This is a genomic window from Amycolatopsis sp. La24 (assembly GCF_029087445.1).
GTDB classification, from domain to species: domain Bacteria; phylum Actinomycetota; class Actinomycetes; order Mycobacteriales; family Pseudonocardiaceae; genus Amycolatopsis; species Amycolatopsis nivea.
In genome coordinates this window covers 17,921-42,799 of the sequence record NZ_JARACH010000003.1, presented here as the reverse complement: position 1 = coordinate 42,799, position 24,879 = coordinate 17,921, and the positions used below count along the sequence as shown (strand labels likewise).

General features: G+C 69.2%; 24 protein-coding genes. 15 read left to right on the top strand and 9 right to left on the bottom strand.

Annotated elements, in window-relative coordinates:
* Positions 1 to 114 precede the first annotated feature (114 nt).
* The 6 genes from PUT80_RS05615 (at position 115) to PUT80_RS05590 (ending at position 7,400) form a co-directional block, all read left to right on the top strand.
* Positions 115 to 1,911, top strand: a complete 1,797-nt coding sequence (locus PUT80_RS05615) for a peptide ABC transporter substrate-binding protein (RefSeq protein WP_037815133.1) — start codon at positions 115 to 117, stop codon at positions 1,909 to 1,911.
* Between the two features lie 4 nt (positions 1,912 to 1,915).
* Positions 1,916 to 2,875, top strand: a complete 960-nt coding sequence (locus tag PUT80_RS05610) for an ABC transporter permease (protein ID WP_037815134.1) — start codon at positions 1,916 to 1,918, stop codon at positions 2,873 to 2,875.
* Positions 2,872 to 3,702 (top strand): ABC transporter permease, encoded by an 831-nt coding sequence (locus PUT80_RS05605; protein ID WP_275291281.1) that lies wholly within the window; start codon positions 2,872 to 2,874, stop codon positions 3,700 to 3,702. The genes PUT80_RS05610 and PUT80_RS05605 overlap by 4 nt, the downstream gene beginning before the upstream one ends.
* On the top strand, positions 3,699 to 5,324 hold the full coding sequence (locus PUT80_RS05600) for an ABC transporter ATP-binding protein (RefSeq protein WP_275291280.1): 1,626 nt from the start codon (positions 3,699 to 3,701) through the stop codon (positions 5,322 to 5,324). Before PUT80_RS05605 ends, PUT80_RS05600 begins: the two co-directional genes overlap by 4 nt.
* Positions 5,321 to 6,238, top strand: a complete 918-nt coding sequence (locus PUT80_RS05595; RefSeq protein WP_037815140.1) for an ROK family protein — start codon at positions 5,321 to 5,323, stop codon at positions 6,236 to 6,238. The genes PUT80_RS05600 and PUT80_RS05595 overlap by 4 nt, the downstream gene beginning before the upstream one ends.
* A gap of 217 nt (positions 6,239 to 6,455) precedes the next feature.
* Positions 6,456 to 7,400, top strand: coding sequence for an MBL fold metallo-hydrolase (locus tag PUT80_RS05590; RefSeq protein ID WP_037815142.1), 945 nt, complete (start codon positions 6,456 to 6,458; stop codon positions 7,398 to 7,400).
* 260 nt (positions 7,401 to 7,660) lie between these two features.
* On the opposite strand, the gene PUT80_RS05585 is transcribed toward PUT80_RS05590, so the two are convergent.
* From PUT80_RS05585 to PUT80_RS05570, 4 genes are all read right to left on the bottom strand, one after another.
* Entirely contained in the window at positions 7,661 to 8,062 is a 402-nt protein-coding gene (locus PUT80_RS05585; protein WP_037815144.1) for an Lsr2 family protein, read from the bottom strand.
* A gap of 299 nt (positions 8,063 to 8,361) precedes the next feature.
* Entirely contained in the window at positions 8,362 to 9,987 is a 1,626-nt protein-coding gene (locus PUT80_RS05580; protein ID WP_275291279.1) for an alkaline phosphatase family protein, read from the bottom strand.
* A 44-nt stretch (positions 9,988 to 10,031) separates the two neighbouring features.
* Positions 10,032 to 11,228: a Dyp-type peroxidase gene (locus PUT80_RS05575; RefSeq protein WP_037815147.1), complete on the bottom strand. Its 1,197-nt coding sequence runs from the start codon at positions 11,226 to 11,228 to the stop codon at positions 10,032 to 10,034.
* On the bottom strand, positions 11,225 to 12,394 hold the full coding sequence (locus PUT80_RS05570; protein WP_275291278.1) for an EfeM/EfeO family lipoprotein: 1,170 nt from the start codon (positions 12,392 to 12,394) through the stop codon (positions 11,225 to 11,227). Before PUT80_RS05570 ends, PUT80_RS05575 begins: the two co-directional genes overlap by 4 nt.
* A 331-nt stretch (positions 12,395 to 12,725) precedes the next feature.
* Between PUT80_RS05570 and PUT80_RS05565 the strand changes: the two genes are divergently transcribed.
* From PUT80_RS05565 to PUT80_RS05545, 5 genes are all read left to right on the top strand, one after another.
* Positions 12,726 to 13,517: an SDR family oxidoreductase gene (locus PUT80_RS05565; protein ID WP_037815149.1), complete on the top strand. Its 792-nt coding sequence runs from the start codon at positions 12,726 to 12,728 to the stop codon at positions 13,515 to 13,517.
* Positions 13,518 to 13,571: 54 nt separating this feature from the next.
* On the top strand, positions 13,572 to 14,462 hold the full coding sequence (locus PUT80_RS05560) for a helix-turn-helix transcriptional regulator (protein ID WP_037815150.1): 891 nt from the start codon (positions 13,572 to 13,574) through the stop codon (positions 14,460 to 14,462).
* Positions 14,463 to 14,563: 101 nt separating this feature from the next.
* The gene (locus PUT80_RS05555) at positions 14,564 to 15,271 is read left to right on the top strand and encodes a dimethylmenaquinone methyltransferase (protein ID WP_037815151.1); all 708 of its coding nucleotides are present in this window, start codon (positions 14,564 to 14,566) and stop codon (positions 15,269 to 15,271) included.
* Positions 15,261 to 15,962, top strand: a complete 702-nt coding sequence (locus tag PUT80_RS05550) for an SDR family oxidoreductase (protein WP_037815152.1) — start codon at positions 15,261 to 15,263, stop codon at positions 15,960 to 15,962. The genes PUT80_RS05555 and PUT80_RS05550 overlap by 11 nt, the downstream gene beginning before the upstream one ends.
* Positions 15,959 to 16,351: an NUDIX hydrolase gene (locus PUT80_RS05545; protein ID WP_037815153.1), complete on the top strand. Its 393-nt coding sequence runs from the start codon at positions 15,959 to 15,961 to the stop codon at positions 16,349 to 16,351. The genes PUT80_RS05550 and PUT80_RS05545 overlap by 4 nt, the downstream gene beginning before the upstream one ends.
* Here PUT80_RS05545 and PUT80_RS05540 read toward each other — a convergent pair.
* The 5 genes from PUT80_RS05540 to pucL form a co-directional block, all read right to left on the bottom strand.
* The gene (locus PUT80_RS05540; RefSeq protein ID WP_275291276.1) at positions 16,329 to 17,429 is read right to left on the bottom strand and encodes a glycerate kinase; all 1,101 of its coding nucleotides are present in this window, start codon (positions 17,427 to 17,429) and stop codon (positions 16,329 to 16,331) included. The genes PUT80_RS05545 and PUT80_RS05540 overlap by 23 nt on opposite strands.
* Positions 17,426 to 17,803, bottom strand: coding sequence for a gamma-glutamylcyclotransferase (locus tag PUT80_RS05535; protein ID WP_275291275.1), 378 nt, complete (start codon positions 17,801 to 17,803; stop codon positions 17,426 to 17,428). The genes PUT80_RS05540 and PUT80_RS05535 overlap by 4 nt, the downstream gene beginning before the upstream one ends.
* A gap of 70 nt (positions 17,804 to 17,873) precedes the next feature.
* Complete coding sequence (locus PUT80_RS05530) at positions 17,874 to 19,316, bottom strand: NCS2 family permease (RefSeq protein WP_043835055.1); 1,443 nt, start codon at positions 19,314 to 19,316, stop codon at positions 17,874 to 17,876.
* 175 nt (positions 19,317 to 19,491) lie between these two features.
* The gene (locus PUT80_RS05525) at positions 19,492 to 19,980 is read right to left on the bottom strand and encodes a nucleoside deaminase (RefSeq protein ID WP_134670050.1); all 489 of its coding nucleotides are present in this window, start codon (positions 19,978 to 19,980) and stop codon (positions 19,492 to 19,494) included.
* Between the two features lie 38 nt (positions 19,981 to 20,018).
* A complete protein-coding gene (gene pucL, locus PUT80_RS05520) occupies positions 20,019 to 20,891 on the bottom strand; it encodes a factor-independent urate hydroxylase (RefSeq protein ID WP_275291274.1) in 873 nt (290 codons plus the stop codon).
* A 161-nt stretch (positions 20,892 to 21,052) separates the two neighbouring features.
* Between pucL and PUT80_RS05515 the strand changes: the two genes are divergently transcribed.
* The 4 genes from PUT80_RS05515 to PUT80_RS05500 all read left to right on the top strand — a co-directional run bounded on the left by PUT80_RS05515 (position 21,053) and on the right by PUT80_RS05500 (position 24,875).
* Positions 21,053 to 22,573, top strand: a complete 1,521-nt coding sequence (locus tag PUT80_RS05515; protein ID WP_037815162.1) for a PucR family transcriptional regulator — start codon at positions 21,053 to 21,055, stop codon at positions 22,571 to 22,573.
* Positions 22,574 to 22,753: 180 nt separating this feature from the next.
* Complete coding sequence (locus PUT80_RS05510) at positions 22,754 to 23,053, top strand: hypothetical protein (RefSeq protein ID WP_037815164.1); 300 nt, start codon at positions 22,754 to 22,756, stop codon at positions 23,051 to 23,053.
* A 140-nt stretch (positions 23,054 to 23,193) separates the two neighbouring features.
* Positions 23,194 to 24,063 (top strand): dihydropteroate synthase, encoded by an 870-nt coding sequence (gene folP / locus PUT80_RS05505; RefSeq protein WP_037815165.1) that lies wholly within the window; start codon positions 23,194 to 23,196, stop codon positions 24,061 to 24,063.
* Positions 24,063 to 24,875 (top strand): pyrimidine reductase family protein, encoded by an 813-nt coding sequence (locus PUT80_RS05500; protein WP_275291273.1) that lies wholly within the window; start codon positions 24,063 to 24,065, stop codon positions 24,873 to 24,875. Before folP ends, PUT80_RS05500 begins: the two co-directional genes overlap by 1 nt.
* The last annotated feature ends 4 nt before the right edge of the window (positions 24,876 to 24,879 follow it).

Below are 24,879 nucleotides of genomic sequence, written 5' to 3'. Positions count from 1 at the left end.
CTGTTCGAAAGGACTCTTGGCAATTCCCGTCTCGCGTGCAAGATTACCCGACAGCCGGGATGCGGCATAGCACCTGGCACAGGTCTTTCATCAGAGTTGTTGGAAGTGATGCGAATGGCTCGACGCCCGTGGCGCGCCGCGCTCGGGGTCACGCTCGCCGCCGCGCTGGCGCTGTCCGGCTGCGCGGCGAGCCGGGAACCGCACGGCGGCGGTTCCGGCACCCCGAAAACCGGCGGGACCGTGCGGTTCGCGCTGCCCCCGTCGGCGACGCCGAACTGGATCATGCCGCTTTCGCTCCCCGGCTACGGCGGGTCGTACAACGGCATGATCCGGTCGACCATGTACGTGCCGCTGTACAGCTACGACGGCAGTTCCGGCTCGGTCACCCTCGACGACGCCGCGAGCGCCGCGAACGTGCCGAGCTACTCCCCCGACGGCAAGACCGTGACCATCACGCTCAAGCCGCTGACCTGGTCCACTGGCGAGCCGCTGACCAGCCGCGACGTCGAGTTCTGGCTCAACCTCGCCCGGGCGGGCAAGGACAAGTGGGGCAAGTACTCGAAGGGCTCGATCCCGGACAGCATCGTCGGATTCCACGCCGTGGACGACCGCACCTTCACGTTCACCCTGGACAAGGCGTACAACCCGGACTGGTTCACCGCCAATCAGCTCAGCCTGATCGTCCCGATGCCGCACGCGTGGGACCGCACGAGCGCCGCGGGTCCGGTCGGCGACCACGACCGCACCCCGGACGGCGCGAAACAGGTCTTCGATTTCCTGGTCAGCCAAGCGAAACAGCTCGGCACGTACGCGACGAATCCACTGTGGAAGGTCGTGAACGGACAGTTCACGCTGGCCGGGTTCAGCACGTCCGGCGAGGTGACGCTGCGGAAGAACCCGAAGTACACCGGACCGGATCCGGCGAAGCTCGACACTGTCCGGTTCCTGACCTTCACCAGTCCGTCGGCGGAGTACAACGTGCTCCGCGCCGGCGGCCTCGACTACGGCTACCTGCCGACGTCGAACCTCGGCCAGCGGTCGAAGCTGGAAGAGCAGGGCTACCGGGTCGAACCGTGGAACGGCTGGTCCATCACGTATTCGCCGTACAACTTCAACAATCCGAAGCTGGGCAAGGTGTTCTCCCAGCTGTACGTGCGGCAGGCGATCCAGCACGCGGTCGACCAGGACGCCATCACGTCGGTGATCTGGCGCGGCGCCGCGCGCGTCGGCTACGGCCCGGTCCCGCAGGACAACGACACGAAGTACCTGTCGCCCAAGCAAAAGACCAATCCGTACCCGTTCGACCTGAACAAGTCGAAGCAGCTGCTCGCCGACCACGGCTGGAAACCCGGTTCCGACGGCGTCCTCCTCTGCGCGGACCCGGCGAAATGCGGCGAGGGCATCGCCGAAGGCACCCGGCTGTCGCTGACCATGCTGACCGAGTCCGGTTCCGACGAGACCGACGGCACCATGCAGGAACTGCGCTCGCAGCTGTCCAAGGTCGGCATCGAGATGAAGATCAACGCGCAGCCGCTGAACACCGTGCTGGCCAACGGAACCACGTGCAAACCGGAGGACCCGTCGTGCAGCTGGCAGCTGTCCTACTTCGGCACGCAAGGCAGCTGGTACTTCCCGGCGAACCCGAGCGGCGAGGAGCTGTTCGCGACCGGCGCGGGCACGAACTTCGGCGGCTACACCGATCCGAAGGCGGACAAGCTGATCGCGGCCACCAACCTGGCGTCGGACAACCGGGCGATGCTCGAGTACAGCGCTTATCTGGCCGAGCAGCTTCCGGTGCTGTGGCTGCCGAATCCGCCGTACCAGGTGTCGGCGATCGACACCGCGCTGCACGGCGTGACCCAGGACCCGATGGCCGGGCTGCTCCCGCAACGCTGGTTCTGGACGAGGTGAGGACATGACGCGCTACATCCTCCGCCGGCTCGTGCTTGCCGTGGTGGTCGTGCTGCTGGTCACCGTGGTGACGTTCGTGCTGCTGCATTTGCTGCCCGGCGGCCCGGCCCGCGGCGTCCTCGGCGTAAAGGCCACCGAGGCGCAGATCGCCGCGTTCAACCACGCGCAGGGCTTCGACCAGCCGCTTCCGGTGCAGTACTGGGATTACCTGCTGCGGCTCCTGCAGGGCGACCTCGGCGAGTCGTACACGCAGAACTCGCCGGTGAGCACCCTGCTCGCCGAACGGATGCCGAAAACCCTGCTGCTCACCGTGTTGTCCACCGCGCTCGCGATCCTCGTCGCGCTGCCGCTCGGCGTGTGGCAAGCGGTCCGCCGCGGCCGTACCGCGGACGTGCTCACCACGGCGATCACCTTCGTGCTCTACGCGACGCCGGTGTTCTTCCTGTCGCTGGTGCTGATCATCCTGTTCGCGCAGGTCCTGCCGTGGTTCCCGGCGCAGGCCGCACAGGGCGAGACGATCGGCGAACTGCTGTCCCAGCCAGGTGCGCTGGTGCTGCCGGTGCTCGCCGGGACCGGAGCCGCGCTCGCCGCGTTCAGCCGGTACATGCGAGCGTCCACTCTGGACAGCCTGTCCGAGGACTTCGTGCGCACCGCGCGGGCCAAGGGAACGCCGGAGCGCACGATCATCTGGCGGCACGTCTGGCCGAACTCGCTGACCTCGGTGGTCTCCATGCTCGGTTATTACGTGCCGGTGGTGTTCGGCGGTTCGCTGGTCGTCGAATCGATGTTCAACTACCCCGGCATCGGCCTGCTGTTCTGGACCGCGACCCGCACCGCCGATTTCCCGGTGCTGCTGGGCGTCGTGCTCGTGATCGCCGTGGCGACCGTGCTCGGCTCCCTGCTCGCGGACCTGGTCCAGCTGGCGATCGACCCGCGGGTGCGGGTGAAGGGAGCGCGGTCGTGACTGTCCTTTCGCGGCTGGTTGCCCGCAAATCCGCGGTCGTGGGCGCGGTCCTGCTGCTGCTCGTCGTGGCGTTCTGTTTCCTCGGACCGGTGTTCTACGGCACCGACCAGTCGCACACCGACCTCGCCTCGGCGCGCCTCGGACCGGGCGGCGGACATCTGCTCGGCACCGACGACCTCGGGTACGACGTGCTCGGCAGGCTCATGGTCGCCGGACGGACGTCGCTGATCATCGGCGTGCTCGCCGGGCTCATCGCGACCGCGATCGGCGCGGTGTGGGGCGCGGTCGCCGGGTACACCGGCGGCTGGCTGGACACCGTGCTGATGCGGATCGTCGACACCGGCGTCGCGATCCCGGCGCTGTTCCTGCTCCTGGTGGCCGCGACGCTGGTGACGCCGAGCGTCGGCGTGCTGGCGCTGCTGATCGGCGCGGTGTCATGGCTGGTGCCCGCGCGGCTGATGCGCGCGGAAACGGTGAGCCTGCGCGAACGCGATTACATCCGGGCGATCACCGTGCTGGGCGCGAGCCGCACGCGCGTGGTGTTCCGGCACATCATCCCGAACGCGATCGGCACCGTGGTGGTGAACGCGACGTTCCAGATCGCCGACGCGATCCTGCTCGTGGCGTACGTCAGCTTCCTCGGCCTCGGCGTTCCGGCGCCGGACACCGACTGGGGAGCCATGCTCTCCAAAGGAATCACCTACACCTTCGACGGCGCGTGGTGGCTGATCCTGCCGCCGGGCATCGCGATTGTCGTGGTGGTGTGCGCGATCAACTTCCTCGGCGACGGGCTGCGCGACGCGTTCGCGGTGAAGGGGCGACGATGAGCGAAGCAGTGCTGGACATCCGTGACCTGCGGGTGTCGTATTCCGGCGGTGCGGCGGCGGTCGACGGGCTGAGCCTTTCGGTCGCGCCCGGCGAGATCGTGGCGGTGGTCGGCGAGTCCGGTTCCGGCAAGAGCACGGCCGCGCTCGCGGTGCTCGGGCTGCTGCCGGGTTCGGCGCGGGTCACCGGGTCGATCGAGCTGGCCGGGCAGAACGTCCTCGATCTGCGCGGCGAGGACCTGCGGAAACTGCGCGGCCCGGCCGCCGGGATGGTGTTCCAGGAACCGATGACCGCGCTGAACCCGTTGCGGACCATCGGTTTCCAGCTGGCCGAGGCGATCCGCAACCACGACCCGGAGAAGCTGCGCCACCGCCGCTACTACGACCGGTGCGCCGAACTGCTCGACCGCGTCGGCGTCCCGGAACCGGCCGCGCGGCTGAAGCAGTACCCGCATGAACTGTCCGGCGGTCTGCGGCAGCGCGTGATGATCGCGATCGCACTCGCGGCCGGGCCTCAATTGATCATCGCGGACGAGCCGACCACGGCGCTCGACGTCACGGTGCAGCAGCAGATTCTCGACCTGCTGCGCGACATCCGCGAACACGAGGGCACCGCGACGCTGCTGATCACGCACAACATGGGCGTCGTCGCCGACGTCGCGGATCGCGTCGCGGTCCTGCGGAACGGCAAGCTCGTCGAAGAAGCCCCGGCGACGGAACTGTTCTCGTCGCCGAAGGCGGATTACACCCGGGAACTGCTGGCCGCGGTTCCGCAGCTGGGTTCGTTCACGCACGAACCGGCGGCCGGGGAAACCCCGAAGCCGGTGCTCGCGCTGTCGAACGTGGTGGTCGAGTACAGCGGACGCCAGGTGGTGAACGACGTTTCCCTGTCCGTCTCAGCCGGTGAGATTGTCGGACTGGTCGGCGAATCCGGTTCCGGGAAAACGACACTCGGGAACTGTGCGCTGGGGCTGGTCACGCCGAAATCCGGCACCGTCGAAGTGCTCGGCGGACCGCTGCCGAAAGGCACCGGCCGCTCGGCGCGGGCGGTCCGGCGGCAGATCGGCGCAGTGTTCCAGGACCCGGCGTCGTCGCTCGACCCGCGGATGACGGTCGCGCAGACCGTCGCCGAACCGCTGGTGGTCCACACCTCGGCCGGTCGCGCCGAGCGGCAGCGGCGGGTGCGGGAGCTCCTCGACGCGGTGGAGCTGCCGGAAAGCTTGCTGGGCCGGTACGGGCACGAGCTGTCCGGCGGGCAACGGCAGCGCGTGAGCCTCGCCCGCGCCCTCGTGCTGGGCCCGAAGCTGCTGATCGCCGACGAACCGACGAGCGCGCTGGACGTATCCGTGCAGGCAGCGGTGCTGGAGGTGTTCCGGCGGCTGCATCGCGAGTTCGGCTTCGGCTGCCTGTTCGTGAGCCACGACCTCGCGGTGGTGGACAGCCTGTGCGACCGGGTTGCGGTGCTGCGCGCGGGCGAACTGGTGGAGGAAGGCCCGGCGGAAACCGTGCTGCGCACGCCGGAACACCCGTACACGCAGGCGTTGCTGCTGTCCTCGCCGGTGCCGGATCCGCAGTTGCAGCGGAGCCGGCGCGAGGCGCTGGCCGGCGCGGACCCCGCGGCGTGACCGGATTGCGGGCCGGAGTCGACATCGGCGGGACGAAAACCCTGGTGGTGGTGTGCGACGAGGAAGGAAAGGAACTGGGCTCGGCGTCCGCCCCGTCGGAGTCGCACCGGGGCGGCGCGGCGATCCTCGACCGCGCGGCGGAGCTGGTCAGCTCGCTGGTGCCGGACCACGCGGCGCTCGCCGGGGTCGGCGTCGGAGCGGCGGGCGTCGTCGACCCGGTGACCGGAACAGTGCTGGTCACCGGGGATTCGTTCACCGGATGGGCGGGCACGCCGGTCAACGCCGAGCTGTCCGCCCGGCTCGGCGGGGTGCCGGTGCGCACCGTCAACGACGTGGACGGATTCCTGCTCGGCGAATTGCTGCCAGGCGAGCGGAACGTGCTCGGCGTCGCGGTCGGGACCGGGGTCGGCGGCGCGCTGTTCGTCGACGGGCGGCTGCTGTACGGCGGGGCGACCGGGGCCGGCGAGATCGGGCACGTCGGCCGCTACGGGGAGGAACTCTGCACCTGCGGGCAGATCGGACATCTCGAGGCGTACGCGTCCGGACGCGCGTTGGCCCGCCGTTATGCCGAAGCGACCGGCCGGACCCGCACCGCGGAGGCGGTCGCCGGGGAAGCGCTCGCCGGGGATCGAGCCGCTCAAGCGGTGTTCACCGACGCGGGCCGGTTCCTCGGCCAGGCGATCGCGCACGCGGCCGGACTGCTCGGCCTCGCGACCTGCGTGCTCGGCGGCTCGGTGGTCCGGTCCTGGGCGCTCCTGGAGAAACCGCTGCGGGAAGCGCTGGCGGAACAGCCGCTGCTGTCCGGGGAACCGGTGGCGATCCGGCTCTCCCGGCACGGGGCGAAATCCGTGGCGCTGGGCGCGGCCGGCCTCACTGGCGGTATTCACCGGCTACCGGACGTGAGCAACCCCTAAACCAGTCCTCTGTGGACCATCGAGAAAACCGTGGCCTCGGGGTATACGCTGTCGGGCACCGACGGAGCCGGGGGCAACGATGCGCGCGAAGCTGGACGGAACGGGACAGGCGAGAGACCCCGCGCGTGAGCGTGGTCTCCACCCCGCTGACAGCAGGTGACTTGGTCTATACCATTCCGGTGATCATTTCCCGTCCGGTGGCCAACGAGGGGATCCCATGCCCGTCATCAGGCGCAATATCGTCCCGCTCCGGTATTCCGACCCGAGCGTCGTCGCTTACGTGCGCAGCCCGAGCGACTGGATGGTGTCCAATTGCGGCTGGATCCGGGGCCGGGAAGGCGTTCTGCTCGTCGACACCTGCGGCACCGAACGCGACACGCTCGACCTGGTCAGCGACGTCCGCAAGTACTCGACCGTCGAAATGCCGCTCACGCTCGTGCTGACCCACGCGCACGGCACCCACCACAACGGGGCCGGGGTCGCTCTGCGCAACGGCGGCCGGATCCTCGCCGCGCCCACCGCGGTGCCGATCATCCGGTCCGGACCGCAGTGCGACGAGGAGATCTTCGCCTGCGCGAACTGGGGCAAGCTCGAGGCGCCGCGGCCCGAGGCGGTGCACGCGGTGATCGAACCGGTCGAGGTGGACCTCGGCGGCGTGGTCGTGGAGGTCGTCCCATTTCCTGGGACCGCGCACACCGACGGCGACCTCGTGCTGTTCGAACCGCGCACCGGCACGCTCTTCACCGGCGATCTGCTGTCGGTCGGGTCGACGCCGTTCGCCGTGCACGGTTCGATCCCGGGCTGGCTGACCGCATTGGACTGGCTCGACAAAATGTTCCCGGACGTCCGCACGTTCGTGCCCGGGCACGGCGGGCTCAGCCATCCGGGCAGTTTCCCGGTCGCGGTGCTGCGCACGTATCTGCATTGGCTGCTCGACGCGACCGCGAGCGCGGGCACGCCGGACTTCGCCGAACTCGCCACGATCGCCCGCCGCCGCTGGCCCACGTGGACAGTCCCGGAACGGCACATCGGGAACCTGCTGCGCGCGCACGCCGACCAGCACGGGGAACAGCTCCCGTCGGCCGAAGCGATGCGCGCGATCCGCGACGCCGCGGGCGGCAAGATCGATCTGGACACGCTGCTCGGACTCGGCAAGTCTTAACGCCGGGAAATCGATTCCCCGAAGCGGTCGACGCGGCTCTTTCCCGGCACCGGCTCCGTTCCCGAAGTGGTCCGTGAAGGGCTCCTTGCGGGAATCTGATTCCTTCAAGGAGCCCTTCACGGACCTCGGTATCGCGTCGAGGCCGGGGGAACGCGCTATTTCCCCCTGGCAGCCAGAAGGGCGCCGCCGGGATTCCCGGCGGCGCCCGCACCGCTGATCAACTGCCGCGGCCCCCGCGGCACAGCTGCCGAAAAGAACGCTCAGGCGCTGGCCTTCTTGCGCGTCGCGCGCTTGCGAGCCGGCTTGGCCGGAGCCTCGGTGTCGCGCTCCTCGTACGCCTTCACGATCTCCGCCGGGAGCCGGCCGCGGTCGGACACGGTGAAACCGTTGTTCTCGGCCCACTCGCGCATCGCCTTGTTGCGCTCGCGGTCCGCGGCGGTCGAAGCCGGCCGCGGGGACTGCCCGGCGGCCATCCGGACCTTGCGGCCGCCGACCCGGCGCGAGGCGGCGACGTAGCGGGCCAGCTCTTCCCGAAGTGCGGCAGCGTTGTCTTCGGACAGGTCGATCTCGTAGCTCACGCCGTCAAGACTGAACGGGACGGTCTGTTCGGCGATGCTGCCGTCGATGTCGTCCACCATCTCGACATGGACTTTTTGCGCCATGATTCGCGTTCCTTCACCTTCTACAGGATGTGCCTGCGATTACCCTATCGTGTCGAGTGACGGTACGCGCAGCGCGACTCCATTCCGGTTCCGCCGCCGTGCTTTCCCCTCCGGTTCCCGAACACCTTCGGTGCCCAATCCGCGACGCCGCGCACAGTTCCGGCGCACTGGAAAATTTCCAGTATCGCGGTATTCGCACGCGGTTTCCCGCTGAGCGGACGGAAGAGCGGGCCCGAAACGACCGAAGGCCACCGGGTCGAAACCCGATGGCCTTCGGCGGTGCGAGGAGAAAACGCGAGCTAGTTCCGCCCGGCGGGCGCACCCGTGCGCGGGTCGAGCGGAAGCTTGCCCGCCCGCGGCCACCAGAAGTTGAACATGTTCCAGAGTCCGCCCGCGCGAGTGTCGAACGAGCCGTTCCCGACCCGGCCGGAGAACCAGTTGTCCTCGATGAACTTCAGCACCGAGGTCTGGTCGGTCCGGGTGTGGTCGACGTAGTTCACCTTGCTGTAGGGCGAGACGACCAGCAGCGGCAGCCGCGGGCCGTAGCCGCAGCGGTCGGCGTGCCCGCCGAGCCCGGCCGGCTTACCGGTGCACACGGCCTGGTCCTGCGACGCGTCCTGCGAACCGTTGACGATCTTCGGGTTCTCATGGTCGTACCAGCCGTCGGAGTCGTCGTAGGCGAGCACGATCGCGGTCGAACGCCACTCCGGCGACTGCTGGATCTTGTTGATCTCGTCCACGACGAAATGCTGTTCGTCGAGCGGGTCGGAATAGCCCGCGTGCCCGTCCTGGTACTCCGGCGCCTTCAGGAAGCTCACCGCGGGCATCGACCCGGCCTTGAGCGCGGCGTCGAAATCGCTCGTGTCGTACTGGTGGTTGGCCTGGTCGGTCTGCCCGATCGCCTGCACCGAGGACGGCGGCAGGTGGTGCGGGTTCGAAGTGGACTTGTAGTACTGGAACGGCTGGTGGTGCGGGCTGTAGTCCACGGAGGACTGATTGCCGACGTTCGCGTGCTTCTGCCCGCAGACCGCGTAGCCGTTCTGGGTGCCGGTCGGCTTGAAGCCACCCTGGAACCAGCCCCACGTGACGTGCCGGTCGTTCAGCAGGTCGCCGACGTTGCGGCCCTGCATCGCGCCCAGGTTGTCCTTCGCGGTGTGGTTCTTGTCCGAACAGTCGTCCCACGCCGGGTCCGGGTCGTTGATCACGGTGCCGACGCCGTCCTGGTCCGGCGACGCGACGACATACGGGTCGCTCTTCGGCTCGTGCGTGACCGGGTCGACCGCCTGGATCCCGTGCGTCTGCCCGGAGATCAGGTTGATCGCGCCCGGGGTGGACGGGCCGAAGACGGTGTTGAACGAGTTGTCGCTCATCGAGTAGTGCTGCGCGTAGTTCCACATGTCGGTGACGGTGTTGCCGTCGTAGTAGTCCATGACCAGGCCCGGCTCGCCGAACAGGACCGGCTGGCCGGTGCACTTGTCGGTCTCGGTCTTCTCGACGAACTTGTCCATCTTGCCGCCGTTGAACGCGGCCTGCTCGGCGCCGTAGCTGTGGTTCTGGTCGCAGGTGAGCGCCTGGTCCGGCCCGAGCCGCTTCGGGTTGTAGGCGTTCGGGTTCCGCGTCAGCAGCTTGTCGTCGAGGCCGTTGACCTTCGGCGTGTTCTTCGCGGCCTGGAACGGGGTGCCGTTCTCGTTGGTGGCCTTCGGGTAGGTGCCGAAGTAGTGGTCGAACGAGATGTTCTCGCCGAAGATCACCACGACGTGCTTGATCGGGGTGAGCGTCGGCAGCCACGACGCCGGCAGCGGGTGCAGCGGCTGGGCCTGCGCGGACGAGGCCGCGGACCCGGTGACGATCGCGAGCACGGCCGCCGAGACGAGCGCGCCCGCACCGAGCAGGCGACGGCGCCGCCTGCCGAATGCTGTGTCCACTGAGGATTCCTCCTGGTTTCGCGGGGTGGGGATCGGGGCGCGCCTCAGGCGAGGAGCGCCCGGCCGAAGTGGTCGCCGGGACCGGTGACGCCGGGCAGCGCGAAGAAGTAGCCGCCGCCGAACGGGGAGATGTAGTCGACGAGCGGTTCGTCGATCAGCCGTTTCTGCACCGCCTCGAACTGGCGCTCGAGGTCCTGCTGGTAGCAGGTGAAGACGAGACCCATGTCGAGGTTGCCGTTGGCGTCGACCCCGCGGTCGTAGTTGACCGCGCGGCGCAGGATCCGCTGCCCGTCGGTCTGCGGGGTGCGCGGATTCGCCTTGCGGATGTGACTGGTGAGCGGGATGACGGTGCCGATCGGATCGTCGGCGTACCGGGGTTCGTCCTGTTCGGACGCTCCGTCCAGCGGCGCGCCGGTGTCCCGGCGGCGGCCGAACATGTTCTCCTGCTCGGTGATCGAGACCCGGTCCCAGAACTCGACCAGCATCCGGATCAGCCGGATCACCTGGTAACTGCCGCCGGCCGTCCACGCGGGCTCGCCCGCCCCGGACACCCACACCAGCCGGTCCATTTCGGACTCGCCCGGATTCGCGGTGCCGTCCTTGAACCCCATCAGATTGCGCGGCGTGCCGGACGGCCTGGACGGTGAACTGAACCCGTTGATCTTCCAGCGCAGCTGCATCCCGCCACGCGTCGCGCGGGTCAGGTCGCGCAACGCGTGCAGCACGGTGTCGGTGTCGCTCGCGGACAGCGTGAGCGACAGGTCGCCGTGGCATTGCGGCGCGTCGAGCGCGTCGTTGGGGAACATGGTCATCGGCTTGAGCTTCTTGGGCTTGCGTTCGGCCAACCCGTACCGACCGTCGAAAAGGGACGATCCGACGCCGACGATCACGCCAAGATCGCTCTGCGGCACGACCGGGCCGAGCACCCCCGAGTCAGCCGGCGGAGCGGTAATCCCGAGCGCGGCCGGAGCACCGCCGTTCGCGAGAAACCGCGCGCGGTCGGTGATTTCCTGGAACAACTGCGTCAACTCGGCACGATTCTCGGCGACCACGTCGAAGGACGCGATCACGCTCTGCGCGGGCGGTTGGCGGAGAATCGCCGCCTGCCTGGGACCGTGGAAGGGAACGGTTTTGGGTTCTTCGCTCGCGCTGGCCGCCACCCCCATTCCGGCAGCCGCGGTAATCCCCGCGCCGACGACCGTGCGACGCAGAAAGGACCGGCGAGAGGACTCCGTCGTCACGAGATCCTCCTCGGCTCCGCGATCGCGGCGATCGGCGCAAGCAACTCGGTCAACTCGCTGACGTCGGCATTGAGCTTCTGCCGCTGCGGCGCGGACAGCTGACCGACCGGCGTCCACGAGTCGTCCGGCTTCTTGGCACTCTCGAGCGCGGCCTTGGTACGTTTCATCCAGCTGTCCACCTTGGACAGTCCCGGATAACGCGGAGCGAGAACCGGACGCAGCACATCGAGGACCGCCTGGGTCCCGTCGAGGTTCGCGCGAGCGGTGGCGAGGTTGGTGCCGCTGCCGTAATCGGTGCGGGCGGTCAGTTCGAATTGCAGGGTGTTCTCCACGATCTCGTGCGCGCGCAGACCGAGGTCGTTCGGATCGACCTGACTGTCCGCAAAGGACTTGCGGAGTTTCTGCACGTCGCTGTCCAGCTGATCGGCCACCGGCGCGAGGGCGGCGAGGTCTTCGTTGTGCCACAAGCCGGATTCGAGCCGGTGGAACCCGGTGAAGTCCGGGCTCTTGATTCCGTCCGGCAGACCGGCGGCGGTGCCGTTGATGGCCTTGTCGGAGTCGCCGAAAGCGTTATAGGCCGCGCCAAGCCGTTCGTAGTCGAGATGCGCGACGAGCCAAGCGCTCTGGCTCGCGCCGCGATCGTTGGCGCGAATGGCGTCCTTTACCTTGCCGACGTCGGCGGCCAACTGGCCGAGTCCTTGCGCCACATGGGCTTGATAGGACTTCAACGGCCCCAGCAGATCGTTCTGCGTCACCGGCGCGACGCCTGGACCACGTTCGGCACCGCCGCTCACCGTGACGGTCGGTCCGACAATCGCCGACGAATCCTCGGGGAGACAACGGAATGCGTAACCTCCATTGCCGAGCGTGACCTGCATCGGCCGGGTCGTCCCGCTGCCCAGTCCCTCGACCTCGCCGTAAACCACCCCGGTCGCCGGGTCGATCAAATCCACCTCGGCGGTCACGGTTCCGGTGTTGTGCAGGCGAAAGGTCTGCACCCCGGCTCGCGGATCCGCCCAGCCCTGCCCGCAGGCCGACCGGGAAATCTGGATCTCCGGATCCTGCGCCGAAGCCCCGTCGGGCCAGACCGCGAACGCGATCCCCGCCGCGACGACCGCGATCGCGACCCCACCGCCGATCCAGCGGGCACGCACAGACCCCGGCACTCTTTCCTCCACTCACACGTTCGGGCTACCGGGACGGAATTATGCGTGCGTAAAGTGAAGAAACCCTGGCCGAGAACGTCGCCTACCCGGGAATTCACCAGGACTTCAACCAAAGAACGGAAGAAGCCGGACATAGCCGCCAAAGCGTGTGGTAATGGCTGCCCGATTCGCCGGAAATGAACACTCTCAAGCCGTGTCCGGATCATTCGGAATGTCCGGTACCAGGCAAGGGGAGGTCTCGCAGTGCCGGTCTCGCCAGGGTCTCCCGGACGGCCAGAAATCCCGTCAGCCTGTGTCCGTACCTGCTTCCACAGCAAAGGAACGAAGACCCATGGCGGACACTCACTCAGACCTGTTCGACCTGAGCGGGAAATGCGCACTTGTCACTGGCGGCACCAGAGGCATCGGGATGATGATCGCGCGCGGCCTCCTGCAAGCAGGCGCTCGCGTCATTGTCAGCTCACGCACCGCAGACGCGTGCGCCGAGGCAGAGCGTCAACTGTCCGAATTCGGCGACGTCCAAGCCATTCCCGCCGATCTGTCCAAGCACGACGAGTGCCAGCGCCTCGCCGACCTGGTCACTGCCAGCTCGGACCGCCTGGACATCCTCGTCAACAACGCGGGAGCGATGCGACGCGAGCCGCTGGAGACGTTCCCGACCGAAGCCTGGGACGCCGTCCTCGACCTCAACCTCAAATCGCCGTTCTGGCTGGTCCAAGCGCTGCTCCCGGCACTGCGCAAGGCAGGCACCGCCGACGATCCCGCCCGGATCATCAACATCGGCAGCATCGCCGCCATCCACGTCGCCGAGGCACCCAACTACTCCTACGCCAGCAGCAAAGCAGCACTCCACCAACTCACCAGGGTCCTCGCCAGGGAATTGGGCCCACAACACATCACGGTGAACGCGGTAGCCCCCGGCGTGTTCCCGTCACAGATGATGGCGGCCACCATCGACGCCATCGGCGACACGATCGCGGCGAAAGCACCGCTGCGCCGGCTCGGCCGCGACGACGACATGGCAGGCGTCGCCGTATTCCTCGCCAGCCGAGCCGGGTCCTACCTGACCGGCGCCATCATCCCGGTCGACGGCGGCACCGCCACGACCGCCTCGGGCACCTAACGGGGTACTGGCAGGGCCTCCCTCCGGCCGCGGGCAGGGCTTTACCGTGAAAGGGTGGCCATGATCGATCTGCGCAGCGAGATCAAGGAGTTTCTGAGCTCGCGTCGTGCGCGCATCACACCTGAGCGGGCCGGACTGCCCGCCTACGGCGGCAACCGCCGGGTCAAAGGCCTGCGCCGCGAAGAGGTCGCGCTGCTGGCCGGGGTCTCGGTCGACTACTACGTGCGCATGGAACGCGGCAGCCTCGCCGGAGCCTCCGACAGCGTGCTCGACGCGGTGTCCTCGGCCCTGCAGCTCGACGAGGCCGAGCGCGACCACCTGTTCCACCTCGCGCGGCAGTCCAAGACACCGGGCGGTGCCCGCCGTCGGCGCCCAGCCGTGACGGTGCGTCCGGCGCTTCAGCAAGTGCTCGCCGCCGTCACCGACGCCCCGGCGTGGATCTGCAACGGCCGGTACGACGTGCTGGCCACGAATCGCCTTGCCCGCGCGCTGTATGCGCCGGTGCTGGCCGACCCGCGGCGACCGGCGAACACCGCGCGGTTCGTGTACCTGGATCCCGACGCGGCGAGCACGTTCTTCGTCGACTACGACCGCGTCGCCCGCGACGTGGCCGCGAAACTGCGCATGGAAGCGGGCCGCAACCCGCATGACGACGAGCTGATCGCCCTGGTCGGAGAACTATCGACACGCAGCGAACTGTTCCGGCAGCGGTGGGCCTCCCAGGACGTCCGGCTCCACCGGTCCGGACGCAAACGCCTGCACCATCCCGTCGTGGGCCGGCTCGACCTGGACGTCGAATCGATGGACCTGCCCACCGACCCCGGCCTGCTCCTCAACATCTACACGGCTCCCGCCGGCACGGCCGCCGCGGACGGCCTAGCCCTCTTGGCGTCGTGGGCGGCCGGCCAGGAGGAACTGGCGACCGAGACTCCGGCACTCAGCTGATCTGCCCGGCTCCCCGCTCCGCCAAGCCAGCGCGGAAAACCCGGCACCCCGCAGCGCGGATTCCCGCTAGCGTGACAGCAATTCGCACGAAGGGCGGGAGCATGAACCACACCGAACTCACCGAACGTTTCGCCACCCTGACCACCGCCCACCTGGCCGACGGCTGCCTGCGCGCCCGCCTGACCGTGCGGTGCGCCCCAGCCGGGACCAGGTCCGTCATCCCAGGCCAGAAGCTCTCCGGGCGGGTCCTGCCAGCCAGGCACGCGGGCAGCGTCGACGTCTTCCTGGAAGCGATCACCGCCGCCAGCCCCGGCGACGTCCTGGTGGCCGACAACCGGGGCCGGCTGGACGAGAGTTGTGTCGGCGATCTCATCACGGCCGAAGTCGCGGCGGCCGGACTCGGCGGGATCGTCATCTGGGGGCTGCACCGCGACACCGCCGAACTCCGCGAAATCGGCCTCCCGGTATTCAGCCTCGGCTCCCTCTCCACCGGACCCCTGCACCTCAACGACCGCGCCGCCGACGCCCTCGAATCCGCCACCGTCGGCGAATGGACCGTGACCACCGACGACCTGGTCTTCGGCGACGACGACGGCGTTCTCTTCGTCCCAGCCGCCCAAGCCGAGGAGGTCTTCCGGCTGGCCGAATCCATCCGCGAAACCGAACACCGGCAAGCCGCGAAGATCCGCGACGGCGTCCCCCTCCGCGAACAGGTCCGGTTCAGCGAATTCCTGTCCCGCCGGGAAACCGACCCGTCCTACACTTTCCGCCAGCACCTCCGCGCGAAAGACGGCGCCATTGAAGAATAAGAAAACCGCCCTGGTCACCGGAGTCGGCAGAAAAGCCGGAATAGGCGCCGCGATCGCCACCCGGCTGCAGGAAGACGGCTGGCATGTCATCACCACCTACTGGTCCGACTACGACCGCCGAATGCCGTGGGGCGCCGACGAAACCGTCCAGGGCATCGAAGCCGACCTAGCCGACCCGGAAACCCCGGCGAGGCTGTTCGACCAGATCGACGACGACGTGCAAGCGCTGGTGCTAGCCCACTGCGAGTCCGTGGATTCCAGCCTGCTCGACACCACAGTGGACAGTTTCGACCGGCACTTCGCGGTGAACGCCCGCGCGAGCTGGCTGCTGATCCGGGAGTTCGCCCAACGCTACCGCGGACCGCACGGCGCGGGCCGGATCGTCACGCTGACCAGCGACCACGTGGTACACAACCTGCCTTACGGGGCAAGCAAAGGCGCACTCGACCGGATCACCCTCGCCGCGGCCGGGGAACTCGGGCACCTCGGCATCACAGCGAACGCGGTGAACCCCGGCCCGACCGACACCGGCTGGATCCCCGAAGCCCACCGCGAGGCGTTCGCACAGCACAATCCCCTTGGCCGGATCGGCACCCCACGCGACTGCGCGAGTCTCGTCGCGTTCCTCTGCGGCCCGGAGGGCGGCTGGGTGAACGGTCAGGTCCTCGTATCCAACGGAGGTGCGCCGTGAACGACAAACATCTCGCCTACGTCCTGCTCCCCCGCGGCGAAACCGTGCTCCTGATCCGCCGCGCCCCAGGCACTTTCCTCGGCGGGCATTGGGAATTCCCCGGCGGCACCGTCGAACCCGGCGAAGCCCCGGAGGCCACCGCGGTACGGGAAGTCGCCGAGGAAACCGGACTGCGAATACGGCTCGCGCGCGAACGGGCCCGCCAATCCTGGCCGGACCGCACCGGCAAACCGTTCACTGTGCACGCCGCCTACTACGACGCGCATCCGGAATTCCTCGGCGACCTTCAGCTCAACCCGGCCGAACACGACGACCACCGCTGGCTGACCCCCGCGGACGCGGCCGGACTCCCCCTGTCCGACCACGTCAGGCAGGTATTGCTCGGCTGAAATCCCGAGCCAGCTGCGCGGCCCGGTCCCGCAGCAACGACCGGGCCTCGGCGACGCACCGGTACTCGTCCGGCTCCACGTCGGTCAGCGCGTACACCCCGGCGAAGCCCGCTTCCCGCCATTCCGGCGCGGACAGCAGACACCGCCCGGCCAACGCGACAACCGGCGTACCGCCCGCTGCACGGAGAACGCCCACCGGCGCTTTTCCGTGCAGCGACTGGGTATCCAGCGAGCCCTCGCCGGTGATGACGAGCCGGGCGTCGCGGGCCGCGGCCGGGAAACCCAGCAGCTCCAACAGCAACTCGATCCCCGGCCGAATGCGAGCGCCGAGTCCGGTGAGCACACCGAACCCGACGCCGCCTGCCGCGCCAGCGCCCGGGGTGGTGGCGTGCGCGGAGCCCACAACTTCGGCCCACCGAGCGAGCCCGCGTTCCAGCAACGCGATCTCGGACGGACCGGCGCCCTTCTGCGGCCCGTACACCGCGGCGGCGCCATCCACACCCAGCAACGGGTTATCCACATCGGACGCCAGGACAATGTCCACTTCGGGCAGTCCGGACAGATCCACTGTGAACAACTCGGTCAACGCGGCACCGCCCGGCGGAAGCTGCGCGCCGGAAGCGTCGAGCAATCGCGCGCCCAACGCGGTCAGCAATCCGGCTCCGCCGTCGGTGCAGGCACTGCCGCCGACCCCGAGCACGATCTGCGTCGCCCCGGCGGCACGGGAGGCCGCGATCAGCTCGCCCGTGCCGTAGCTCGACGCGGTCAGCGGTTCCAGCCGGCCGCCGGGCAGCCGGTGGAGGCCGGACGCCTCCGCCAGCTCGACCACGGCGACCGACCCGCGCAGCGCGTAGTACGCGGTGATCCGGCGGCCGGTCGGCCCGGAAACCCGCACCGGAATCCGCTGGAACCCGGCGGCGACAGCGGCGGCGACTGTCCCGTCGCCGCCGTCCGCCACCGGCAGCTGCCGCACCGGCTCGCCCGGCGCGACCTCGGCGAACGCCGCGGCCACCACCTCCGCGACCTCCGCCGCGGTGAGCGAGCCCTTGAACTTGTCCGGAGCGACCAGAACCGTCACGCCGCGGCCTTGAACGCTCGCCAGTCGCCGATTTCCGTGATGTCCCGCAGCTGCACGTGCGAGGTCTGCGGCCGCCGCAGCAGCATCGCGAACGCCGAACTGCCGTTGGCCAGCTCGATCACGCCCAGCTCCAGTTCCGGCGGTTCGGACGGGAGCACCCGGTCGCGCAGCTGGTCCAGCGTGAGGTCGTACACCTCGCCGGAGATCGCCGCGCCGCCGTGCGCTACCGGGACCAGCGCCGGGCATTGCCCGCCTACCGAATAGAACCGGTACTTCGCGGCCGTGGTCGTTACGGCCACCAGCGGAGCGCCGTCGAGCAGGTGGTGCAGAGGTTCGCCGCGCATCGCGCCGCCGTTGAGGAACATCAGAGGCATGTTGAGTCCTTTCAGCGCGGCGCAGCCGCTCCGTTGAGGGTGGTGGTGGGGCGGTAGCTGGGCTTTCTCTTTAGAGGATCGCCTTCACCACGTCGATTCCGAAATAGACGGTGAACACGAGCGCGAGCACGGTGAGGATCCACCCTGCTTCACGCCACTTCCCGCGGAAGGTCTTGATCAGCACGAACGCGATGAGGCCCGCGCCGACGCCGTTGGTGATGGAGTAGGTGAACGGAATGAGCGCGACGGTGAGGAACACCGGGATCGTGTAATCCGGGTCGTGCCACGGGATGTTGCGGCACTGCGCCACCATCATCCCGCCGATCACCACGAGCGCGGGCGCGGCGGCCTGCGCCGGCACGATGCCCGCGATCGGCGTGAACAGCAGCGTCGCCCCGAACAGGAGTCCGGTCACGACACTCGCCAGCCCGGTCCGCGCGCCCTCCCCGACGCCGGCCGCGGACTCCAGGAACACGGTGTTCGGCGACGAGCCGGACATCCCGCCCGCGATCGCCCCGGCCCCGTCCACGAACAGGATCCGGCCCATCCGCGGCACCCGGCCGTTCTTCGACAGCCCGGCCTCGGCCGACACGCTGGTAATCGTGCCCATCGCGTCGAAGAACCCGGACAGCACCAGGGTGAACAGGAAGATCGTCGCGGTCAGCGCACCCGCCTTGGCGAATCCGCCGAACAAATCGACGTGCCCTAGCAGCCCGAAATCGGGAGCGGCGACCACGGAATGCGGCAGCGTCGGAGTCGTCAAACCCCATTCGCCGACCCCGAATCCGTCGTGCAGCACCACCGCGAGGACGGTGGCGGCGGCGATGCTGATCAGCACCGCGCCGGGCACCTTCCGCGACATCAGCACGGTCATCAGCAGCAGGCCGAAGCAGAACACCGCGATCGGCCAGCCGTCGAGATGCCCGTCGAGCCCGAGCCGCACCGGGACGGTCGAATGCGCCGCGTCCGGGGTCCGCGTGACGAACCCGGCGCTCACCAGGCCGACCAGCGCGATGTACAAGCCGATGCCGACGGTGATCGCGGTTTTCAGCGGCCCGGGAATCGCGTTCATGATGCGTTCCCGGACCCCGCTGACCGCCATCAGCACAATGCAGACGCCTTCGAGCACTACCAGCCCGAACGCCTGCGCCCACGTCATCGCAGGCGCCATCTGGAACGCGACGATGCCGTTGATGCCGAGACCGGCGGCGAGCGCCAGCGGCGCGTTGCCGACGAGTCCCATGAGGACAGTCATCACGGCGGCGGCCAGCGCGGTCGCCGTCGTCACTTGCGCGGCGCTGAGTTTCGCGCCGGTGATGTCGGCGGAGGCGCCGAGGATGAGCGGGTTGAGCAAAACGATGTAGGCCATCGCGACGAACGTGGTCACGCCGCCGCGTACTTCCCTGCCTACCGTGGTGTCGCGAGCGCGTAGTTCGAATAGTCGCTCCACAATGGACTTGCGCTGAGGTCCGGGAGCCGAGGTCACCGCTTCGTCGAGGCGTACCTGGGTCATGCGTCCTCCCCTTGCCGGTGGGTGTGCCGCACCGCACCCCTGGCATACGCACGGGGCGGGACGGCGGGACGTTTGCGTTTTTCTGGTGCTCCGGTCAGCACCGGGAGGGTGGCCCGGTGGGGTGGGGCGGGGAACGCTGAAGCCGATTCTGACCGGCATCAGCACTCGCCGAGGCTCAGTACTCGATCCGGTCGGACCGGTTGAGCCAGGCGGAGAACGGGGCGAAAGCCTCCGGTGTGGACACTCGCGAAACCGGGGTCTGCCACGTTTCGCGCGGGTGCTCGAACAGCTCGTAGAAGGCCCGGTCGTCGAACCCGGCGCGGGCGGCGTCGTCGCGGTCGGCGGTGTACAGCACGCGGTCCACGCGCGCCCACAGCGACGAGGCGAGACACATCGGGCACGGCTCGCACGAGGAGACGAGCACGCAGCCGGCGAGGCTGAACGTGCCGAGCGCCTGGCAGGCCGCGCGGATCGCGACCACCTCGGCGTGCGCGGTCGGGTCGAGCGAGGGGGTGACGCGGTTGACTCCGGTCGCGACGATTTCGCCGTCCTTCACCACGAGCGCGCCGAACGGGCCGCCGCCGTCGGCGACGTTCTTCTCGGCGATCCGCACGCATTCGGCGAGCCAGGCGCGTTCGACGTCGGCATCGATGGACACGGTCATGACAGTACTGCTCCCAACAGCTCGGGTTTCGGGTTTGCTCAGGACCAGGCCGGACCGGCGGGCGGGGCGTCGTCGCGCAGGACGGTGCCCTCGATCAGGCCGTAGGGCCGGTCGGCGGCGTAGAACACCTCGCCGGGGTTGTCGAGGCCGAACGGCTCGAGGTCGACGAGGAAGTGGTGCTTGTTCGGCAGCGAGAACCGGATCTCCGCGATCTCCGGGATGGCCTCCAGCACCGCCTGCCCCATCGCGTACAGCGTCTGCTGCAGGGACTGGCTGTGCGTGCCGCCGAACGCGTCGAGCAGGGTGGCGAGCGCGGTCTCGTGCGCGTGCGTCCAGTCGGTCTCCTCGACCGAGTACCGCCAGGTCGCGGACACCGCGGTGGCCAGGATCCGGTCCTTGACCTCGACCAGCGTGGTGTATTCGTCGCGCGGGAAGCCCCAGAATTCGGATCCGGTGGAGTTGAGCACGGTCAGGTCCTCGACCCCGCCGAGCACCCAGGCCCGCTCGCCGTCGTAGGTGACGCGCGTGGTGCGGGTGCCCGCCCCGGACCGCGCGAACGAGTGATGCGCCGGCCGTCCGCCGACCTGCAGCCGCTCCCACGGATGAGCCACGATCCCGACCCGGGCGGCGTGGATGCTCTCCTGCGTGGACACGAAATGCCGGGCCAGCCGCAGCGCGAAGTCCTCGATCTCGCCGATGCCGTCGCGGGCGAAGGCGAAGACGGTGTTCTTCTGCGTGTCGGTGGCCAGCACCTTGTCGTTCGCCCCGGTCAGGTGGGTGTCGCTCATGTCGCCCGACAGCGACACGCTCACGGTGAGGTCGGTGATCCGGTGCTCGTCGCCTTCGCGGTCGACGCGGACCAGCCGGTTTTCAGCCTTCCCGTAGCGGTTGTCGCCAAGAACGATCGCCATTGGTCATCCCTTCTCGTTCGCTCGCCGAGTGAGTACACCTGCCGCGGCGTGGCCCGGGCCACGGCAGATCCACCGAAAGCGGCGACGGCGAACGGCCGGTTTTTCGTAGCTTCCGCCAAACCCCTCTGGTGTGCGGTACTGATGGGCGGAAGGAGGCGCGCATGCGGCTGGGTGCACTGCTCGACACCCCGGAGCTGGGGTTGCGGCTGCTGGCGGGCGAGAAGGCGCGCGACCGCGAGTTCGGCCGCGTCTTCCAGGCGACCCTGCAGGATCCGACGCGGTACCTCGACGGCGGCGAGATCGTGCTGTGCGGCATGCGCTGGCTGCCCGGTCCCGCGGACGCGGACGTGTTCGTCGGCAAACTCGCCGCCGCGGGGGTGACCGCGCTCGGGGCGGGCACCGCCGAGGTCGGCGGCCCGGTGCCGGACTATCTCGTGGCCGCCTGCGAGCGCGTCGGCCTGCCGTTGTTCGAGGTGCCGGTGTCGGTTTCGTTCGCGACCGTGGCCGAGCGGGTGATCCTGGGCCTCGCGGCGGAGCGCTCGGCGCCTGCTCGCGATTCGCACCGGCGGCTGGTGGCCGCGGTGACCTCCGGCCACGGGCTGTCCGCGCTGGTCAAGGCCGGTGCGGAGGAGCTGGGCACCGGCTGTCTCGTGCTGAGCGCGACCGGGCAGCAGCTGGCGGGCGGCCCCGAACTGCCCGCCGCGCGCCGCACCGCGCTGGCCCGCCGCTTCCTGCGCGCCGAACGGCTGCCGTGCCAGGACGGTCCGGTCACCCTGCTCGGCGCGGCCGGGCGCTCGGGCCACCGGATCGCGAGCTGGTTCCTCGTGGTGGACGGCGATCCGGCGCAGTGGCCGTCCGCGCGCCGGGAGCTGGCGCTGGAACTGGCGGCGCTGGTCGGGCTCGAACGGTCCCGGGTGGACGAGGCCAGGCGGATCGAGAACCGCGCGGCCGAACCGCTGCTCCGGCTGGTGCTCTCCGACGACGCGGCGCCGGGCGAGCTGACCTCCCGGCTGTCCGCCGCCGGGTTCGCGCCGCAGGAACCGGTGACGACGCTGTCCGCCGAGGTCCGCGGCGGCGGGCCGGGCCTTGCGCAGGTGCTGGTGGAGGAGTTGCTTTCGACCACCGGACAGCCAGTGCTGGTGGCGACCGTCGACGGGGAGACCTTCGGCCTCTGCTCCTCGCGCGACACCGAAACGTTGCGGGAGGCGGTGCACACGATCGAACCCGCGCTCGGGTCCGCGCGGCTGACGCTCGGCCTGAGCCGGGCCGCGGACGCCGCCGGGCTCCGCGCCGGAGTGCAGGAAGCCCGGCACGCGCGCACGCTGGCCGCGCTGACGCCGGGCCGCGCGACGGTGCTGTCCGGCGACGAAGTGGCGTCGCATCTGCTGCTGCTCGCCGCCGTGCCGGAGGACCTGCGGCGGACATTCGGCGAAAAAGTACTGGGACCGGTACTCGCGTACGACGCGGCACACGGTTCCGAATTGATAACGACGCTCAAGGCGTTCCTGGAACATTCGGGATCTTGGACACAGACGTCGGCCACTCTGCACTTGCACGTGAACACCCTGCGATACCGGATCACCCGGATCGGCGAACTCACCGGACGCGATCCGAGCCGCTTCGCCGACCGCGTGGATCTTTATCTGGCGGGCTGCTTCACGCAGAACTGGGGGTGGTCTTGACCATCCGTCCGAAATGTCCTGCGGAAACGCCGGGCCGCGGGATTTTCCGTACCCCGTAACGGAAATCCAAGCAGTACGCTTATCCGTAAAGATTTATTGGGAATACTTGACCATTCGATGAACCAGGACGGCACTCGGGAGGAGGATGCACCATCCGACCGAGCGTCCTACTCTGAGGTCATGTACATCGCATTGCTGTCCTACACAGCCCCTCGAAACGAAGTCGACTACGCACTGGCCGAACACGCCGAGTGGCTGCGAAGCCAGTTCGCGCATGGATTGTTCCTCGTTTCCGGAAAAGGAAACGAGGACGCCGACCAGGTCATCATCTCCCGCCCGTGCCTGCGCGGCAAGCTGGACGCCGTGCTCGCCACCGACCCGCTCGTGCTGCAACGGCTCGCGCATTACCGCGTGATCGAATTCTCCGCCACGCGCACCGCGGGCGAGTTCCTGACCGTCAACGAGGCGCTCGCCTCCTGATCGCACCCGCCAAGCCGATCGACCGAACGCCCGGACGCAGGTGGCCTCCGGACCGCTCCGCCCGCCACCTGCCGGACGTACTCCCGCCGCGAACTCGCCTATGATCACGCGAGATCTTTCGTTCCGGCCCGGGAGACCGCATGCATACGCCCGACCTCGTGTTCCGAGGCCGTCGCCTCACCAGTGACCGTGCCCTGGTGATGGCCATCGTCAACCGCACCCCCGACTCGTTCTACGACAACGGTGCGACCTTCGAAGAAGCCCCCGCGCAAGCGGCCATCCGCCGCGCGCACGCCGAGGGCGCCGACCTGATCGACATCGGCGGCGTGCCCGCCGGAAAGGGCCCCGAGGTCACCGCGGCCGAGGAGATCCGCCGCGTCGTGCCGACCGTCGAGTGGGCCCGCGAGCACTTCCCCGAGCTGGTCATCAGCGTGGACACCTACCGCGCCGAGGTCGCCGACGCCGTCTGCCGCGCGGGCGCGGACCTGGTCAACGACAACTGGGCCGCGATCGAACCGGAAATCCTCGACGTAGCCGCCGAACACGGCGCGGGCTACATCTGCTCGCACACCAACGGTCTCGTGCCGCGCACCGAAGCGCTCCGGCCGGTGTACGACGACGTGGTCGCCGCGGTGGTCGAAGGCACCACCGAGCTGGCCGAGCGCGCGCTCGCCGCGGGCGTGCCGCGCGAAGGCATCATGATCGACCCCTGCATCGACTTCGGGAAGAACTCCTACCAGTCGCTCGAGCTGCTGCGGCACGTCGACGCGCTGGTCGCCACCGGCTGGCCGGTGCTGATGGCGCTGTCGAACAAGGACGTCATCGGGGAAACGCTGGACCTCCCGGTCGGCGAACGCGTCATCGGCACGCTCGCCGCCACCGCGGTGTCCGCGCTGCACGGCGCGGCGATGTTCCGCGCGCACCAGGTCCGCGAGACGCGGCAGGTCGCGGAGATGGTGGCGAGCATCGTCGGCACCCGACCGCCGGCGAACGTTGTACGGTCGGTCTGATGCGCGAGATCTTTCCCGGCAACCGAGACCGCACCGAGGCCGACGTCGAGCAGCTCTACGTCTATCCGGACGTGCCGAAATGGCTCGCGGTGAACTTCGTGTCGAGCGCCGACGGTGGCATCACCATCGACGGCCGCTCGGGCGGGCTGTCGACGCCCGCGGACCGGATCGTCTACCGGCTGGGCAACGACCTCGCCGACGTCGTGCTGGTCGGCGCGGGCACCGCACTGGCCGAGGGGTTCGAGGGCCTGCGCCCGGACGAGAAGACCGCGGAGCGGCGGCGCAGGCACGGGCTGGCCCCGATCGCGCCGATCGCCGTGGTCAGCACCGGCCGTTCGCTGCCGCCGGACGCCCCGGTGATCACCAAGGCGCTGGTGCCGACGATCGTCGTCACGAGCGCGGCGACCGATCCGGAACTGCGCGCGGCGTGGGCGTCGGCCGGGGCGGATGTCCTGGTCGCTGGGACAGGCGACCCAACCCTGCACGAGGCCACCGGCGACCCGGCTCTGCACGCGGATCCGGACGACCAGCGTCCCCGCCCCCGGCACGGCGACGTCGACCTGCGGGCCGCGGTGCACGAACTGGCCCGGCGAGGCCTCCGCCGCATCGATTGCGAGGGGGGACCGCACCTGTTCGCGTCGCTGCTCGCCGCGGGCGTCGTGGACGAATTGCGCCTGACCGTCGCGCCGATGCTGATCGCCGGTGACGCCCCGCGCGTCGCGATGGGCGCGGCGATCGACCCGAAGCAGCTCGAACTTCTCTCTGCTCTGGTGGACGACAACTCAGTACTCTTGCGGTATCGCGTCCACTGACCCG

Excerpts from the sequence above, each read along its gene's own strand:
- PUT80_RS05615 (WP_037815133.1), top strand. The coding sequence starts at position 115 with ATGGCTCGACGCCCGTGGCGCGCCGCGCTCGGGGTCACGCTCGCCGCC.
- PUT80_RS05610 (WP_037815134.1), top strand. The coding sequence starts at position 1,916 with ATGACGCGCTACATCCTCCGCCGGCTCGTGCTTGCCGTGGTGGTCGTG.
- PUT80_RS05600 (WP_275291280.1), top strand. The coding sequence starts at position 3,699 with ATGAGCGAAGCAGTGCTGGACATCCGTGACCTGCGGGTGTCGTATTCC.
- PUT80_RS05590 (WP_037815142.1), top strand. The coding sequence starts at position 6,456 with ATGCCCGTCATCAGGCGCAATATCGTCCCGCTCCGGTATTCCGACCCG.
- PUT80_RS05585 (WP_037815144.1), bottom strand. The coding sequence starts at position 8,062 with ATGGCGCAAAAAGTCCATGTCGAGATGGTGGACGACATCGACGGCAGC.
- PUT80_RS05565 (WP_037815149.1), top strand. The coding sequence starts at position 12,726 with ATGGCGGACACTCACTCAGACCTGTTCGACCTGAGCGGGAAATGCGCA.
- PUT80_RS05555 (WP_037815151.1), top strand. The coding sequence starts at position 14,564 with ATGAACCACACCGAACTCACCGAACGTTTCGCCACCCTGACCACCGCC.
- PUT80_RS05535 (WP_275291275.1), bottom strand. The coding sequence starts at position 17,803 with ATGCCTCTGATGTTCCTCAACGGCGGCGCGATGCGCGGCGAACCTCTG.
- PUT80_RS05530 (WP_043835055.1), bottom strand. The coding sequence starts at position 19,316 with ATGACCCAGGTACGCCTCGACGAAGCGGTGACCTCGGCTCCCGGACCT.
- PUT80_RS05525 (WP_134670050.1), bottom strand. The coding sequence starts at position 19,980 with ATGACCGTGTCCATCGATGCCGACGTCGAACGCGCCTGGCTCGCCGAA.
- pucL (WP_275291274.1), bottom strand. The coding sequence starts at position 20,891 with ATGGCGATCGTTCTTGGCGACAACCGCTACGGGAAGGCTGAAAACCGG.
- PUT80_RS05515 (WP_037815162.1), top strand. The coding sequence starts at position 21,053 with ATGCGGCTGGGTGCACTGCTCGACACCCCGGAGCTGGGGTTGCGGCTG.
- PUT80_RS05510 (WP_037815164.1), top strand. The coding sequence starts at position 22,754 with ATGTACATCGCATTGCTGTCCTACACAGCCCCTCGAAACGAAGTCGAC.
- folP (WP_037815165.1), top strand. The coding sequence starts at position 23,194 with ATGCATACGCCCGACCTCGTGTTCCGAGGCCGTCGCCTCACCAGTGAC.
- PUT80_RS05500 (WP_275291273.1), top strand. The coding sequence starts at position 24,063 with ATGCGCGAGATCTTTCCCGGCAACCGAGACCGCACCGAGGCCGACGTC.